The organism is Streptomyces sp. NBC_00158 (assembly GCF_045160885.1).
Taxonomy (GTDB): domain Bacteria; phylum Actinomycetota; class Actinomycetes; order Streptomycetales; family Streptomycetaceae; genus Streptomyces.
In genome coordinates this window covers 5,411,133-5,424,459 of the sequence record NZ_CP108161.1, presented here as the reverse complement: position 1 = coordinate 5,424,459, position 13,327 = coordinate 5,411,133, and the positions used below count along the sequence as shown (strand labels likewise).

Below are 13,327 nucleotides of genomic sequence, written 5' to 3'. Positions count from 1 at the left end.
GCCGGGCCCCGCAGGCGTGGCGGCTCACCGGACCGGGTGGCCGGCTTCGCGCAGGGCTCCCTTGACCTCGGAGATCCGCAGGTCGCCGAAGTGGAACACCGAGGCGGCGAGGACCGCGTCGGCGCCCGCGCCGATGGCGGGCGCGAAGTGCTCCAGCTTGCCGGCGCCGCCGGAGGCGATCACCGGGACGGTGACGTGCCGGCGCACGGCCGCGATCATCTCGGTGTCGTAGCCGTCCTTGGTGCCGTCGGCGTCCATGGAGTTCAGCAGGATCTCCCCGGCGCCCAGTTCGGCCGCCCGGTGCGCCCACTCGACGGCGTCGATGCCGGTGCCCCGGCGGCCGCCGTGGGTGGTGACCTCGAAGGAGCCGTTCTCGGTCCGGCGGGCGTCGACCGACAGGACGAGGACCTGCCGGCCGAAGCGCTCGGCGATCTCCTGGATCAGCTCGGGCCGGGCGATGGCGGCGGTGTTGACGCCGACCTTGTCGGCGCCGGCCCGCAGCAGCTTGTCGACATCGTCGGCCGTGCGGACGCCGCCGCCGACCGTGAGCGGGATGAACACCTGCTCGGCGGTGCGCCGCACCACGTCGTAGGTGGTCTCGCGGTTGCCGGAGGAGGCGGTGATGTCGAGGAAGGTCAGCTCGTCGGCGCCCTCGGCGTCGTACAGCTTGGCCATCTCCACCGGGTCGCCGGCGTCGCGCAGGTTCTGGAAGTTGACGCCCTTGACGACCCGGCCGTTGTCCACGTCCAGGCAGGGGATCACTCGTACGGCGAGGGTCATCGCTCGGTCTCCTTGTACGCCTCTACCTCCACCTCGACGACCATGCCCGGGTCGACGAAGCCGGAGACGATGATCATCGAGGCGGCGGGGCGGACCGCGTCGAAGAGGGCCTTGTGCGCACGGCCCACCTCCTCCACGTCCCGGGCGTGCGTGAGGTACATCCGGGTGCGGACCACGTCCCCGGCGCCCAGGCCGGCCTCGGCGAGGGCCTTGAAGGCGACCTCGAAGGCCTTGACCGTCTGGTCGTACGGGCCGCCCGCGTCGGCCGCGGTGCAGCCGGAGACCAGCACCAGGCCGTTGGGCAGCGCGACGGCGCGCGAGTAGCCGATCACGTCCTCGTAGGGGCCGCCGGAGGAGATCCGGCGCACTTCCGCGGAGCTCATGCGCGCACCGCCTCCAGGGCCTCTTCGAGGGTGAAGGCCTTGGCGTACAGGGCCTTGCCGACGATGGCGCCCTCGACGCCCGCCGGAACCAGCTCGGACAGGGCGCGCAGGTCGTCCAGGGAGGACACGCCGCCGGAGGCGACGACGGGCCGGTCGGTGGCGGCGCAGACGTTCCGCAGCAGCTCCAGGTTGGGGCCGGTCAGCGTGCCGTCCTTGCCGATGTCGGTGACGACGTAGCGGGCGCAGCCCTCGGAGTCCAGGCGGGCGAGGGTCTCGTAGAGGTCGCCGCCCTCGCTGGTCCAGCCGCGGCCCTTGAGGGTGGTGCCGCGCACGTCGAGGCCGATGGCGATCCTGTCGCCGTGCTCGGCGATGGCCTTGGCGGCCCACTCGGGGGTCTCCAGGGCGGCGGTGCCGAGGTTGACGCGGGTGCAGCCGGTGGCGAGGGCCGCGGCGAGCGTGGCGTCGTCGCGGATGCCGCCGGACAGCTCGACCTTGATGTCCATCGCACGGGTGATCTCGGCGACCAGGGCGCGGTTGTCGCCGGTGCCGAAGGCGGCGTCCAGGTCGACGAGGTGCAGCCACTCGGCGCCGGAGGCCTGCCAGGCGAGGGCCGCCTCCAGCGGGGAGCCGTACGAGGTCTCGCTGCCCGACACGCCGTGCACCAGGCGCACGGCCTGGCCGTCGCGGACGTCGACCGCGGGGAGCAGTTCAAGCGTGTTCGGCATCAGAGGGTCTCGATCCAGTTGGTGAGGAGCTGGGCTCCGGCGTCGCCGGACTTCTCGGGGTGGAACTGGGTGGCCCACAGGGCGCCGTTCTCCACCGCCGCGACGAACCGCTCGCCGTGCGTGGCCCAGGTGACCTTGGGGCCCTTGATCCTGGGGTTGGTGACCTCCAGCGTCCAGTCGTGGGCCGCGTAGGAGTGCACGAAGTAGAAGCGGGCGTCGGCGTCGAGCCCGGCGAAGGCCTGGCTGTCGGCCGGGGCCTCGACGGTGTTCCAGCCCATGTGCGGGACGACGGGGGCCTTCAGCGGGCCGACCGTGCCGGGCCACTCGTCGAGGCCCTCGGTCTCCACCCCGTGCTCGATGCCGCGCTCGAAGAGGATCTGCATGCCGACGCAGATGCCCATGACGGGCCGCCCGCCGGACAGCCGGCGGCCGATGATCCAGTCGCCGCGCGCGTCCTTGAGCCCCTTCATGCAGGCGGAGAAGGCGCCGACACCGGGCACGAGGAGCCCGTCGGCGTCCATGGCCTTGTCGTAGTCGCGGGTGATCTCGACGTCCGCGCCGACGCGCGCGAGGGCGCGCTCGGCGGAACGGATGTTGCCGAAGCCGTAGTCGAAGACGACGACGTTCTTCTTGGCGCTCATTCCCAGATTCCTTGGATTCGCAGGACTCCCGCGGCCAGACACATCACGGAGCCGAGGGCGAGCAGAATGATCACCGATTTCGGCATCTTCTGCTTCTGGAAGGAGTACACGCCCCCGGCCAGGAACAGGCCGAGGACGATCAGGATGGTGTTCAGGCCGTTCACGGCTAGAGGGCGCCCTTCGTGGAGGGCAGGATGCCGGCGGCGCGCGGGTCGAACTCGGCGGCGTAGCGCAGGGCCCGGGCGAGGGCCTTGAACTGGCACTCCACGATGTGGTGGGCGTTGCGGCCGTACGGGACGTGGATGTGCAGGGCGATCTGGGCCTGCGCGACGAAGGACTCGAAGATGTGCCGGGTCATCGTCGTGTCGTACTCGCCGATCATCGGCGCCATGTTCTCGGGCTCGGTGTGCACGAGGTAGGGGCGGCCGGAGAGGTCCACGGTCACCTGGGCGAGGGACTCGTCCAGCGGGACGGTGCAGTTGCCGAAGCGGTAGATGCCCACCTTGTCGCCGAGGGCCTGCTTGAAGGCGGCGCCCAGCGCGAGGGCGGTGTCCTCGATGGTGTGGTGGCTGTCGATGTGCAGGTCGCCGTCCGTCTTGACCGTGAGGTCGAAGAGGCCGTGGCGGCCGAGCTGGTCGAGCATGTGGTCGTAGAAGCCGACACCCGTCGAGACGTCGACCTTGCCGGTGCCGTCGAGGTCTATCTCGACGAGGACCGTGGTCTCCTTCGTGGTGCGCTCGACCCGTCCGATGCGGCTCATGCCTGCTGCTCCTTCTTCAGTGCGCGAACCGCTTCCAGGAACGCGTCGTTCTCGGCCGGCGTGCCGGCGGTGACCCGCAGCCGACCCGGTACGCCGTTGTCCCGGACCAGGACGCCCTGGTCGAGGATCTTCTGCCAGGCGGTGTGGGAGTCCTCGAACTTCCCGAACTGGATGAAGTTCGCGTCGGACTCGGTGACCTCGTAGCCGATGGCACGCAGCTCGGTGACGAGGCGGTCCCGCTCGGCCTTGAGCTGCTCGACGTAGCCGAGCAGGGTGTCGGTGTGCTCCAGAGCGGCCAGTGCGGTCGCCTGGGTGACGGCGGACAGGTGGTACGGCAGGCGTACGAGCTGCACGGCGTCGACGACGGCCGGGTGCGCGGCCAGGTAGCCCAGGCGCAGGCCCGCGGCGCCGAACGCCTTGGACATGGTCCGGGAGACCACCAGGTTGGGGCGGCCCTCGATCAGCGGGAGGAGGGAGTCCCGGTGGGAGAACTCCACGTAGGCCTCGTCGACGACGACCAAAGACGGCTTGGCGGCCTGCGCGGCCTCGTAGAGGGCGAGGACCGTCTCCGCCTCGACCGCGGTGCCCGTGGGGTTGTTCGGCGAGGTGATGAAGACGACGTCGGGGGCGTGCTCGGCGATGGCCCGCTCGGCCGCCGCCACGTCGATGGTGAAGTCCTCGCGGCGCGGGCCGGAGATCCAGCCGGTGCCGGTGCCGCGCGCGATGAGGGCGTGCATCGAGTACGAGGGCTCGAAGCCGATGGCCGTGCGCCCGGGGCCGCCGAAGGTCTGCAGCAGCTGCTGGAGGACCTCGTTGGAGCCGTTGGCGGCCCAGACGTTCTCCTTGGCGACGGGGTGCTTGCCCGTGCGGGTGAGGTAGGCGGCCAGCTGGGTGCGCAGCTCCACCGCGTCCCGGTCGGGGTAGCGGTTGAGGGTGCGGGCGGCGTCGGCGACGCGCTCGGCGATGCGCCGTACGAGCGCCTCGGGCAGCTCGTACGGGTTCTCGTTGGTGTTCAGCTGGACGGGCACGTCGAGCTGCGGGGCGCCGTACGGGGTCTTGCCGCGGAGCTCGTCCCGGATGGGCAGGTCGTCGATCCCGATGGTGGTCACTGTCCGGGCACCTTCCATCCGAAGCGGGCCTTGAGGGCCGCGCCGTGCGCGGGCAGGTCCTCCGCCTCGGCCAGCGTCACCACGTGGTGGGTGACCTCGGCGAGGGCGTCGCGCGTGTAGTCGACGATGTGGATCCCGCGCAGGAAGGACTGCACGGACAGGCCCGAGGAGTGGCAGGCGCAGCCGCCGGTGGGCAGGACGTGGTTGGAGCCGGCGCAGTAGTCGCCGAGGGAGACGGGCGCCCAGGGGCCGACGAAGACCGCGCCGGCGTTGCGGACCCGGGCGGCCCAGGCGGCGGCGTCGGCGGTCTGGATCTCCAGGTGCTCGGCACCGTACGCGTCGACGACCTTGAGGCCGTCCTCCAGGCTGTCGACCAGCACGATCGCGGACTGCTTGCCGGCGAGGGCGGGCTTGATCCGGTCCTCGACGTGCTTGGTCGCGGCGACCTGCGGCTCCAGCTCCTTCTCGACGGCCTCCGCGAGCTCCGCGGAGTCCGTGACGAGGACGGCGGCGGCGAGCGGGTCGTGCTCGGCCTGGCTGATCAGGTCGGCGGCGACGTGGACCGGGTCGGCCGTGGAGTCCGCGAGGACCGCGATCTCGGTGGGGCCGGCCTCGGTGTCGATGCCGATCTTCCCGGTGAAGTAGCGCTTGGCGGCGGCGACCCAGATGTTGCCGGGACCGGTCACCATGTTGACCGGCAGGCATTCCTCGGTGCCGTACGCGAACATCGCGACGGCGACGGCGCCGCCGGCCGCGTACACCTCGTCCACGCCGAGCAGCGCGCACGCCGCCAGGATGGTGGGGTGCGGCAGCCCGCCGAACTCCTTCTGCGGCGGGGACGCGAGCGCGATCGACTCTACGCCCGCCTCCTGGGCCGGGACCACGTTCATGACGACGGAGGACGGGTACACGGAGCGGCCGCCGGGGGCGTACAGGCCCACGCGCTCGACCGAAACCCACTTCTCGGTCACGGTGCCGCCGGGGACCACCTGGGTGGTGTGCTCGGAACGGCGCTGGCCCCGGTGCACGATCCGGGCGCGCCGGATGGACTCCTCAAGGGCGGCGCGGACGGCGGGGTCGAGCTGCTCCAGGGCGGCCGTGAGGGCCTCCGCGGGCACCCGGGCCCGGGTCAGTTCGACCCCGTCGAACTTCTGCGCGTACTCGATCAGCGCCGCCGTGCCACGATGATGGACGTCCTCGCAGATGGGCCGCACCTTCTCCAGGGCGGCTTCCACGTCGAACTCGGCACGGGGCAGCAGGTCGCGCAGGGCGCCGCCCTCGGGGAGGGCGTCACCGCGCAGGTCGATACGAGAGATCACCTGCCAATTCTCTCAGACCGCCTCCCACCGCCGTCCGCCCGTATCACTGGCTGATACACGCCCCGGACGTCACCGCCGCCCCTTAGCGTTCTCGTACACGTGGATGACAGCGGGGGGCTGCCATGGCCGGAGCAGACGGGGACGGACGTCCGGAGGACCTCACGGAGCCCGAACGGCTGATGTGGGAGGCCTTCCGCGCGGGCGCCGTCTGCGACCTCGGGGCCCGTGACGCGGGCCCGGACGATCCGCACTCGGGGCGGGCCTGGGGGCCCGGGCGCCGGGTCCGGGCGGAGGTGGTGGCGCACCTGCTGCTGGCCGGGCCCGCGCCGCTGCCCGGGCGGGTGGGGCGGCTGAAGCTGCGCGGTGCGCAGATCACCGGCCGGCTGGACCTTTCGGGTGCCTCGGTGGCCCCGTACGTGGAGATCCGCGGGTGCCGCTTCGACGGCGAGGTCCAGGTGTCCGAGACCCGGTTCGGCACGCTGCGGCTGGACAACTGCGCGCTGCCCCGGCTGGAGGGGGCCCGCCTGCACACCGAGGGCGACCTCCACCTGGCGCGCTGCCGGGTGGCCCGCGGGATCCGGCTGACCGACGCGCAGATCGGCACCGACCTGTTGCTCAGCCACGCGGTGGTGCGCCGGGACAACCGGGGCCGGGCCATCGCCGCGGACGGGCTGGCGGTGGCGCAGGACCTCCAGGCGGACATGCTGGAGACGCACGGCGAGGTGAGCCTGCGCGGGGCGAAGGTGGGTGCCTCGATGAGCCTGCGCGGGGCCCGGCTGAGCAACCGCGCCGGCAGGCGGGCGCTGAACGCCCCGACGCTGACCGTCGAGCGGACCCTGTACCTGACGTCGATCGGCCTGGGCTCGCCGACGACCGATCCGGAGCGCCCGTACGACTGGGGGCAGACCCCGACGACGGGCGGGCCGGCGCAGCGCTTCGAGTGCCGGGGCGGGCTGCGGCTGGACGACGGCCGGTTCGGCGACTCGGCCGACTTCTACGGTGCCCGGTTCGAGCTGCGCGCGGACCAGGAGGTGTCGCTGCGGCGGGTGCAGACGCCGGAGCTGCGGTTCGTGGGCGAGGCCCCGGAGCTGGGCCGGGTGGTGGTCTCGGGGGCGAAGGTGGTCAAGCTCGTGGACCGGTCGACGAGCTGGCCGGGGCGCGGCCGGGTGTCGATGGAGGGCTTCGTCTACGAGGAGCTCGCGCCCCGGGGCCACTTCCCGCTGTCCCGTCGGCTGGAGTGGCTGGAGGCGGCCACCCCCGAGTACTCGCCGGAGCCGTACGAGCGGCTCGCGGCGGTGCTGCGGGCGGGCGGGGAGGACGCCGGGGCCCGCGAGGTGCTGGTGGCGAAGCAGCGGTGCCGGCGGGCGACGCTGTCGCCGGCGGCGCGGGCCTGGGGGTACCTCCAGGACTGGACGGTGGTGTACGGGTACCGGCCGGGGCGGGCGGCGCTGTGGATGGCGGTGCTGTGGGCGGCGGGCACCCTGCTGTTCCTGCGGCACGAACCGGCGCCGATCAAGGCGGACGAGCATCCGCAGTGGGACGCGGCGCTGTACGCGCTGGACCTGCTGCTGCCGGTGATCGATCTCGGCCAGCAGGGGCAGTGGAAGCTGGAGGGCGGCTGGCAGTGGGGTTCGGCGGCGCTGGTGCTGCTGGGCTGGATCCTGGCCACGACGGTCGCGGCGGGCGCGTCGCGGCTGCTGAGGCGGGGTTAACGGGTGACGGCCCGGGGCGTCCGGCCACTACCCTGTGCCTCGTGACCACCGTTCGCCTGCCCCTCTTCCCACTGAACTCGGTGCTGTTCCCGGGCCTCGTGCTGCCGCTGAACGTCTTCGAGGAGCGGTATCGCGCCATGATGCGCGAGCTGCTCAAGAGCGGTGTGGACGAGCCGCGCCGGTTCGCGGTCGTCGCGATCCGTGACGGCCGGGAGGTCGCCCCGACCGCTCCCGGCCTGCCGGACCAGACGGCCCTGCCCGAGAAGGGCCCGGCGGCGGGCTTCGGCTCCGACCCGATCCAGGCGTTCCACCGGGTGGGCTGCGTCGCGGACGCGGCGACGATCCGGGAGCGGGAGGACGGCAGCTTCGAGGTCCTCGCCACCGGCACGACGCGGGTGAGGCTGCTGTCGGTGGACGCGTCGGGGCCGTTCCTCGTCGCCGAGCTGGAGGAGCTCGCGGAGGACGCGGGCGAGGGCGCGGGCGCCCTGTCCGAGGGGGTGCTGCGGGCCTTCCGCAGCTACCAGAAGCGGCTGGCGGGGGCCCGGGAGCGGTCCCTGACCTCGGCGCCGGACCTGCCGGACGAGCCGTCGGTGGTGTCGTACCTGGTGGCGGCCGCGGCCGTGCTGGACACCCCGTCGAAGCAGCGCCTGCTCCAGGCCCCGGACACCGCGACGCGCCTGGCGGAGGAGCTGAAGCTGCTGCGTACGGAAACGGCGGTCATCCGCCACCTCCCGTCGCTGCCGGCGGTGGACCTGACCCGTACCCCGACGAGCCCGAACTGAGGCCATGACCAAGAAGAAGCCCCAGCCGGCCGGCACCCCGGCCATCACCGCCCTCACCGGAGCGGGCGTGGAGTTCACCACCCACGCGTACGAGCACGACCCGGCGCACCCCTCGTACGGCGAGGAGGCCGCCGAGGCGCTGGGGGTCTCCCCCGAGCAGGTGTTCAAGACCCTGGTCGCCGACGTGGACGGGGCCCTGACGGTGGCGGTGGTCCCGGTGTCGGGCTCGCTGGACCTGAAGGCCCTGGCGGGCGCGGTGGGCGGGAAGCGGGCGGCGATGGCCGACCCGGCGCTGGCGGAACGCACCACGGGCTACGTGAGGGGCGGCATCTCCCCGCTGGGGCAGCGGCGGCGGCTGCGGACGGTCCTGGACGCCTCTGCCTCCGGGCACGCCACGATCTGCGTCTCGGCGGGCCGCCGGGGGCTGGAGGTCGAACTGGCCCCCGCCGACCTGGCGGCCCTCACGGGGGCCGTGATCGCCCCGGTCGCCCGGCCTGCCTGACGCGGCTGGGCCCGGTGGTCGGGTGCGGGTGGCTGGCCCCGCTGCGCGGGGCGAGGGTCCCCTACCCTCCCCCAGACTCCGTCCGGGGGGACCCCCACTTCCACCGTTCCCAGGGGCTCCGCCCCTGACCCGGTACGGGCGCTGCGCGCCCGTCGCCTCAAACGCCGGCGGGGCTGTTCATAGCCCCGCCGGCGTTCGAGGCGACGGGGTCCGGGGCGTAGCCCCGGGGAACGGGCGAAGGGAGGGTAGGGGACCTCGCCCCGCGCAGCGGCGCCAGCCCACCGCACCCGCCCCCTCACCCACCCGGGGGTCAGGACTGCGGGGGCGCGCCCTCGGCGTGGACGTGCGGCGGCGGGTACGTGCCCTCCCAGACCTCCGCGGCGGGGTCCCGGGGACCCCAGACGGCCGTCAGGGCCAGGTGGACGGCGACGGCCGCCATCGGCCACACCAGCAGCACCCCGTACGCGAGCAACTGCAGCGGCGCGTCGAACGGCACCCCCTTGCCCGCCTTCGCGGCGGCGGCCGGGACGTCCGTGCCGGGGCTCAGCCAGAGCCCGAACCGCCACCCGACCAGCGCGGCGAAGCAGGCCCCGACGGCCAGCCCGAGCACCAGCGGGACGCCCCCGCGCCGGCGCCACAGGAACACGGCGACCGCGCTGAGCACGCCGAGTCCGAGGGCCAGCAGGAAGAAGGTCCCGTCGGCGCCGATCCGCGCCTCGCTCTCGGTGTTGCGCAGGAAGACGGCCTCGCCGTTGGAGACGTACTGGACGCGCGGCGCGAGCCACGTCCACAGCAGCCCGAGGAGCAGCCCGCAGGCGCCCACCGCCAGGGTGACGGCGGCCGCGTCGCGGACGTCCGCCGGGGTGACGGCGGCCTCCGGCTCGGGGAGCGGGGGCACGGTCGGCTGCTGTTGCGGGGTCACGGCTTCGGTCACCCCCACATCGTGCCAGGTGCGGCGGCGGCCGGCGTCGGCGACCGGCGTCAGCGGACCGCGGCCCGCCGGTAGGCCCAGGTGGCGACGGCCAGGGACAGCACCCCGACGGCCGCGCACACGCCGAGGTCGAGGAGGACGGCCGTCCAGTCGGGGTGCGGGGCGAAGGTCTCCGCGAAGGCCTCGACCCCGTACGTGGACGGCAGCAGGTCCCGCGCCCACACGATCGGCTGCGGCATCCGCTCGGCCGGGAGCACGCCCAGCAGCAGCGCCGCCGACATGCCGAGCTGTCCGGCGAGGGTGGCCAGCTCCTGGCGCGGGGCGAGCAGCCCCAGCGCGGCGCCGAGTCCGGCGAGGGCTGCTCCGGCCAGGGGGACGACGGCGGCGAGGATCCACAGCCCGCCCATCGGCAGGCCGAACAGCACGCAGCCGAAGACGGCCGTCACCAGGGTGCCGGGCAGGGTGAAGGAGGCGTACGCGGCGGCCGCGCCGAGCACCACCGAGGCGGGCGGCACGGGCAGGGTGGCGTAGTGGTCGAGGCCGCCGCCGGCCCGCAGCTGCCCGAAGTACTGCGCGAGCAGGTTCAGCGCGACGAAGGCGACGACGAGGACGGAGGAGCCGGCGACGACGGCGCGGGCCTCCGAGCCGCCGCCCCCGTCGACCACGCCCCGCATCAGGACCATGATCCCGACGGACTGGAAGGTGGCGACGAACAGCAGCGGTATGCGGGCCACGCGGGCCCGGGACAGCTGGGCCCGGTAGACGGCGGCGAGGGCGGGGAACAGCCGCGCCTTCGGAGCCAGGACGGCGGCGGGGGCGGCAGCGGTGGCAGTGGCAGCAGCGGTGGCAGCGGCAGTGGCAGCAGCGGTGGTCACGACTTGACCAGACCCTTCATCCGGCCGCCCAGCGCGAGGTACACGTCCTCCAGGCTCGGCGTGGCCAACGTGAAATCGTCGAGGGCGGCGAAGGCCGGGCCTCCGGTGACGGCGGCGACGGCCGCTCGGGCCTCGTCCTGCGGCAGCCGCAGCACCCAGCGGCGGCCGGACTCGGCGGCCTTGGGGGCGAGCACGGCGACCTCGGGCACGTCCAGCGGTGCGGCGGTGCGCCAGACCAGCTCCAGCCGGACCTCGTCGGAGACCTGGGTCTTGAGGCCGGCCGGGGTGTCGCAGGCGATGACCTTGCCCTGGTCGACGACGGCGACCCGGTCGAGGACGGTCTCGGCCTCGATGACGTTGTGGGTGACGAGCAGGACGGTGGCGCCCCGGGCGAGCCGGCGGCGGTCCACGGCCTCCCAGACGGCGCGCCGGGCCACCGGGTCCATGCCGGTGGTGGGCTCGTCGAGGACGAGGACGGGCCGCTCCCCGACGAGCGCGGCGGCGAAGCAGGCCAGCCGGCGCTGTCCGCCGGAGAGCTTCTTGAGGGGGCGCGCGGCGATCTCGGTGAGACCGAGCTCCTCCAGTACGTCGTCCCGCTCGGCCCGTGCCCCGCGCGCGCCGAGGCCGCGCAGCCGGCCGGTGGTCTCGGCGGCCAGGGCGACGGTGAGCTCGTCGAGGGCGGTGGACTCCTGGCCGAGGTAGGCCAGCAGCCGGGAGGCCCGCTCGGGGTGGCGCACGAGGTCGTGGCCGAGGAGGGTGACGCTGCCGGAGTCGGGCCGCATCAGGCCGGTGAGCTGGCGGACCAGGGTGGACTTGCCGGCGCCGTTGGGGCCGAGCAGGCCGAAGACCTCGCCGCGCCGGACGTCCAGGGAGATCCCGTCGTTGGCGCGGGTCTCGGGCAGGGCCGGGGCCCCGCGCCGGCCGCGTACGGCGGGGTACGTCTTGACCAGGTCACGCACGGCGCAGACCACGTCCGGGGCGGCTCCGGTGGCCGCCGCCGTGGTCGTTCCTGCCTGTGCTGTGCCCGTACTCACGAGGGAGCAGCCTACGCGGCTTCCGGCCCTACTCGGCCGCCGGGGTCATCGGGGCCCCGGCCACGGGGGCGGCCGGACCGCCGACGTGCTCGGCGGCGGCCCGGACGTCGATCTCCCTCCAGAACCCGGCGCGGATGGCGTAGCGGTCGTGCTCGTCGATCTGGTCGTCCTTGTGGGCGAGGAGTCCGAACCGGGCGGCGTAGCGCAGCAGCTCCCCGTCGATGCGGTGCGGGACGCGGGGGTACATGGTGGCGAGTTTCTGCAGGTGGGCGGCTTCGGGGAGGCGTTCCATCCAGCGGCGGGCGAAGACCTGGCCGACCTCGAAGGGGTCGCCGCCGACGGTGGTGATGTCCTCCTCGCGGTCGGCCCAGCGCTGCTCGGCGCTGGTGAGCTGGGCGAGGGTGGGCAGCGAGGCGGTCTCGGCGGGTTCGCCGAGCGGGCCGGGGCGGTCGATCCAGCCCTTGTCGGAGGACCAGCGCAGGGCGCTGCCGGCCGGGCCGGCGGCGCCGTGGGCGGCCGGTGCGGCGGCGGGGACCGGGGCGGGGGCGCGGAGCGCGGCGAGGTCCTTGGGGGTGGGGACGGGCTTGGCCCCCTCGGTGGCGGGTGCCGGTACGGGTGCTCCGTTCGGGCGGGCCTCGGGGGTGGCGGGGGCGCCGTTGCGGGCGGCTTCGGCGAGGGCGGCCTCGGGCAGGGGCGCGGAGAGGATCGCGGCGATCTCGGGGCGGGGGGCGGGCGGCGGGGCGCAGAGTCCGGCGAGGTCGCGGGCGCGGACGGCGCGGGTGATCCAGGCGCGGTCGAGCACGCGGCGTTCGTCGGCCTCGGCGACGAGGTCCTCGGACTGGTTGTAGTCCCCGTCGGCGGCCTGTACGGCCCAGAGGTGGACGGCGACGCCGTGTTCCTTGGCGGACATCAGTCCGGGGAGGAGGTCGCCGTCGCCGGTGACGAGGACCACGTCGGAGCAGGCCCGGTTGCGGGCGAGTTCGGTGAGTTCGGCGTGCATGGCGGCGTCGACGCCCTTCTGCGCCCAGCGGCCGTCGCTGCGGGTCAGGGCGCCGAGCCGGACGGTGACGCGGCTCATGACGCGCAGCCGGCGGTGCTCGGGCTGGGGGACCCGGTCGGGGGCTCCGTCGAACCAGTAGATCCGCAGGAGGGGCTGCTGGGTGTCGGCCTCGGCGCGTTCGCGCAGGCCCTGGATGAGGGCGGAGTGGTCGACGGTGATGCGGGAGCGGGAGGGTTCCCCGGCGAGGAGGCTCGCGGCGGCCCCCAGCAGGTATCCGGCGTCCACCAGGACGACGCATCGGTCCACGCGTTCCACCCTCTTCCGTGGGGGTCCTCGACAGGTTTTCCCCGAGTCTGCCCGACCGCAAGGGTGTTGACGGCCGGAACTCGATCATCGGCGTGGCGTATCTCCCGGGGGGCCTCGAAAGCGGCCCCCGCCGCGCATGCCAATGATCCAAAATGCGGGCTTTGTGGGGGTGTGTGAGTGTGAAGGCGGCCCTGGCCCCTACACCCCCCACGGAGGCATTCCATGGCCAAGAACAAGAACCAGAAGCAGCCCGCCAAGCAGCAGCCGCGTTCGGGCGGCCAGGAGCGCAGTTCGGCCGAGGTCACGCCGGAGGAGCGCACCTCGCAGTCGCCGAGCCCGCTGGACATGGCCCACAAGAGCAAGCAGAAGCGCTTCGGCCACAACTGACGCCGCGCGCGGACGACGGAAGGGCCCCACCGGCAGCGTCGCCGGCGGGGCCCTTCCGTACGCGGGTGCGCGGGTACGTCC

16 protein-coding genes are annotated in these 13,327 nt (G+C 74.0%); 4 read left to right on the top strand and 12 right to left on the bottom strand.

Annotated elements, in window-relative coordinates; all coding sequences use genetic code 11:
• Window positions 1-24: 24 nt before the first annotated feature.
• The 8 genes from hisF to hisD are packed head-to-tail and all read right to left on the bottom strand — an operon-like array spanning window position 25 to window position 5,717.
• On the bottom strand, window positions 25-780 hold the full coding sequence (gene hisF, locus OG553_RS24940) for an imidazole glycerol phosphate synthase subunit HisF (RefSeq protein WP_405981116.1): 756 nt from the start codon (window positions 778-780) through the stop codon (window positions 25-27).
• Window positions 777-1,163, bottom strand: a complete 387-nt coding sequence (locus tag OG553_RS24935) for a RidA family protein (RefSeq protein ID WP_405981115.1) — start codon at window positions 1,161-1,163, stop codon at window positions 777-779. Before OG553_RS24935 ends, hisF begins: the two co-directional genes overlap by 4 nt.
• Entirely contained in the window at window positions 1,160-1,888 is a 729-nt protein-coding gene (gene priA, locus OG553_RS24930; RefSeq protein ID WP_405981114.1) for a bifunctional 1-(5-phosphoribosyl)-5-((5-phosphoribosylamino)methylideneamino)imidazole-4-carboxamide isomerase/phosphoribosylanthranilate isomerase PriA, read from the bottom strand. The genes OG553_RS24935 and priA overlap by 4 nt, the downstream gene beginning before the upstream one ends.
• Window positions 1,888-2,529: an imidazole glycerol phosphate synthase subunit HisH gene (gene hisH, locus OG553_RS24925; RefSeq protein WP_405981113.1), complete on the bottom strand. Its 642-nt coding sequence runs from the start codon at window positions 2,527-2,529 to the stop codon at window positions 1,888-1,890. The genes priA and hisH overlap by 1 nt, the downstream gene beginning before the upstream one ends.
• Entirely contained in the window at window positions 2,526-2,693 is a 168-nt protein-coding gene (locus tag OG553_RS24920; RefSeq protein WP_266838544.1) for a hypothetical protein, read from the bottom strand. The genes hisH and OG553_RS24920 overlap by 4 nt, the downstream gene beginning before the upstream one ends.
• A 2-nt stretch (window positions 2,694-2,695) precedes the next feature.
• Window positions 2,696-3,289, bottom strand: coding sequence for an imidazoleglycerol-phosphate dehydratase HisB (hisB, locus tag OG553_RS24915; protein ID WP_007263577.1), 594 nt, complete (start codon window positions 3,287-3,289; stop codon window positions 2,696-2,698).
• A complete protein-coding gene (locus OG553_RS24910; protein ID WP_405981112.1) occupies window positions 3,286-4,398 on the bottom strand; it encodes a histidinol-phosphate transaminase in 1,113 nt (370 codons plus the stop codon). Before OG553_RS24910 ends, hisB begins: the two co-directional genes overlap by 4 nt.
• Window positions 4,395-5,717 (bottom strand): histidinol dehydrogenase, encoded by a 1,323-nt coding sequence (hisD, locus tag OG553_RS24905; protein ID WP_405981111.1) that lies wholly within the window; start codon window positions 5,715-5,717, stop codon window positions 4,395-4,397. Before hisD ends, OG553_RS24910 begins: the two co-directional genes overlap by 4 nt.
• A gap of 122 nt (window positions 5,718-5,839) precedes the next feature.
• Between hisD and OG553_RS24900 the strand changes: the two genes are divergently transcribed.
• The 3 genes from OG553_RS24900 to ybaK are packed head-to-tail and all read left to right on the top strand — an operon-like array spanning window position 5,840 to window position 8,713.
• Window positions 5,840-7,429, top strand: coding sequence for an oxidoreductase (locus OG553_RS24900; RefSeq protein ID WP_405981110.1), 1,590 nt, complete (start codon window positions 5,840-5,842; stop codon window positions 7,427-7,429).
• Window positions 7,430-7,470: 41 nt separating this feature from the next.
• The gene (locus OG553_RS24895) at window positions 7,471-8,211 is read left to right on the top strand and encodes an LON peptidase substrate-binding domain-containing protein (RefSeq protein WP_405981109.1); all 741 of its coding nucleotides are present in this window, start codon (window positions 7,471-7,473) and stop codon (window positions 8,209-8,211) included.
• Between the two features lie 4 nt (window positions 8,212-8,215).
• Window positions 8,216-8,713, top strand: a complete 498-nt coding sequence (gene ybaK / locus OG553_RS24890) for a Cys-tRNA(Pro) deacylase (RefSeq protein WP_405981108.1) — start codon at window positions 8,216-8,218, stop codon at window positions 8,711-8,713.
• A gap of 310 nt (window positions 8,714-9,023) precedes the next feature.
• Here ybaK and OG553_RS24885 read toward each other — a convergent pair whose 3' ends face one another.
• Genes OG553_RS24885 through OG553_RS24870 form a run of 4 tightly spaced genes read right to left on the bottom strand, consistent with a single transcriptional unit; the run spans window position 9,024 to window position 12,868 of the window.
• Window positions 9,024-9,647, bottom strand: a complete 624-nt coding sequence (locus tag OG553_RS24885) for a hypothetical protein (RefSeq protein ID WP_405981107.1) — start codon at window positions 9,645-9,647, stop codon at window positions 9,024-9,026.
• Window positions 9,648-9,694: 47 nt separating this feature from the next.
• Window positions 9,695-10,519: an ABC transporter permease gene (locus OG553_RS24880; RefSeq protein WP_405981106.1), complete on the bottom strand. Its 825-nt coding sequence runs from the start codon at window positions 10,517-10,519 to the stop codon at window positions 9,695-9,697.
• On the bottom strand, window positions 10,516-11,553 hold the full coding sequence (locus OG553_RS24875; RefSeq protein WP_405981105.1) for an ABC transporter ATP-binding protein: 1,038 nt from the start codon (window positions 11,551-11,553) through the stop codon (window positions 10,516-10,518). The genes OG553_RS24880 and OG553_RS24875 overlap by 4 nt, the downstream gene beginning before the upstream one ends.
• 28 nt (window positions 11,554-11,581) lie before the next feature.
• Window positions 11,582-12,868 (bottom strand): NYN domain-containing protein, encoded by a 1,287-nt coding sequence (locus tag OG553_RS24870; protein WP_405981104.1) that lies wholly within the window; start codon window positions 12,866-12,868, stop codon window positions 11,582-11,584.
• A 213-nt stretch (window positions 12,869-13,081) separates the two neighbouring features.
• Between OG553_RS24870 and OG553_RS24865 the strand changes: the two genes are divergently transcribed.
• Window positions 13,082-13,246, top strand: coding sequence for a hypothetical protein (locus OG553_RS24865; protein WP_405981103.1), 165 nt, complete (start codon window positions 13,082-13,084; stop codon window positions 13,244-13,246).
• The last annotated feature ends 81 nt before the right edge of the window (window positions 13,247-13,327 follow it).